General features: G+C 38.3%; 1 protein-coding gene. It reads left to right on the top strand.

Annotated elements, in window-relative coordinates:
• The first annotated feature begins 45 nt into the window (after window positions 1-45).
• A complete protein-coding gene (locus NAT51_RS19580; RefSeq protein WP_449536217.1) occupies window positions 46-1,620 on the top strand; it encodes an IS1182 family transposase in 1,575 nt (524 codons plus the stop codon).
• The last annotated feature ends 94 nt before the right edge of the window (window positions 1,621-1,714 follow it).

Raw genomic sequence — 1,714 nt, 5'->3', positions numbered from 1 at the left:
GTGCCTGTTGTACAACTCAAATATAAGAATTTCGTATATTTAGCTATGCAAGGCACAAAGACATTTATTCCCAAGTTATTTACCACTGTCAATTTAGATCAATTGGTTCCCATGGATAATTTTTATAGGATTGTAAACGATTCGTTAGATTTTCATTTCCTAAGAAAAGCAACCCAACAGTATTACGGTACAGAAGGTCAATTGAGTATTGATCCGGTAGTTTTCTTTAAAATGTTGTTAGTAGGTTATTTGAATAATATTAATAGCGATAGAGGACTCATCCGTTATTGTTCCGATAGCTTATCTATCCGATTGTTTTTAGGCTATGATATCGACGAAGAATTACCTTGGCACAGCACCATCAGCCGTACACGAGGGCTGTATGGAGAAGAAGTATTTTTAAGTCTGTTTAAAGAAGTATTGAAAATGTGCGTTAGCAAAGGCATGGTTCGGGGCAAACGTCAGGCTGTGGACAGTGCTTTTATCAAAGCCAATGCTTCAATGGACTCCTTGGTTGAAAAGGAAGTTTTGGAAGATGCGAGTGCCTTTGTCAATGAGCTAGAAGAAAACAGCGAATTCAAAACCACCACAACCCGTAGAAAGTTAGTGGACCAACACCATAACTGGAAGGAGCAAGCGTATCAAGGCATGCCCAAGGCAACAGGAAAAGATAAAGTAGACGAATACGGGAATTTAATTAGACCTAAATACCTATCTAATCACACGCATTATTCACCCACAGACAATGATGCAAAAATAAGCGTCAAACCGGGTAAAGCCAGACAGTTAAATTACTACGGACAATTAGCGGTAGATGATGCCCATCATGTGATTACAGGCGCCTGTGCGGACTATGCAGACAAACGCGATGCCCAGTGTTTAGAAAAAATAATCGAACTTACCCAAACCAACTTACATCAAAATGATATTGAACTGGAAGAAGTTGTAGCGGATGGCGGCTACAGCAGCGGCGAAGCCTTAGCCTATCTTGATAAAAAAGGAATCAACGCTTATATTCCTAATTTTGGACAATACAAACCCGAACGGGAAGGTTTTGTTTATAATAAAGAACACAATCAATACGAATGCATAAAACCAGAGGGTAAGCAAGCCAAACTACTTTTCAAAGGAGAAAAGATCGATAGCAAAGGTTACACCAAGCGCACGTATCGAAGCAGTGAATCCGACTGTAAAAACTGCCCATTACGAGAGCAGTGCTGTGGAAAAACCACCAAGTTCAAGAAGATAGACGATAGTATTTACAAGGAATACTACGATAAAATGCATCAAAAACTTACTCAAAACCCAGTTTATGCAAAGAAAATGGTACGAACCAGAAGTAAAACGGTCGAGCCGGTGTTGGGAACATTGATTAACTTTACCAATATGAAGCGGGTCAATACCCGAGGCATCAAAAACGCCAACAAACATGTACTAATGGCAAGTTTAACCTATAACTTGAAAAAATACCTGCGTTTTACAGTGAAAATCCCATCCATAATTACCCAAGTTGTGTCTTTGAAACAAGGGAAGTGCAACGCTTTTTTTAAAACACTCTTATTAGAAATAAAAAGCCTGATTGTGAGCCATTCCAATTTTGAAATTGTAGCAGTAAGGTAAAAAAAAACCTCCTTTAAATGGCTTTAAAAAGAGGTTTTATAAAATGTTTTTTGGAGTTATTTTGAAAAAATAGTAGTTGTGCAACAGTTACCGC

Origin of the sequence: Flavobacterium amniphilum, assembly GCF_023634845.1 — a bacterium.
GTDB classification, from domain to species: Bacteria; Bacteroidota; Bacteroidia; order Flavobacteriales; family Flavobacteriaceae; genus Flavobacterium; species Flavobacterium amniphilum.
Note: the sequence above shows the minus strand (reverse complement) of the source record. Positions and strands in the feature narration are given on the sequence as shown.

Coding starts and splice junctions, on each gene's coding strand:
- NAT51_RS19580 (WP_449536217.1), top strand. CDS start 46: ATGCAAGGCACAAAGACATTTATTCCCAAGTTATTTACCACTGTCAAT.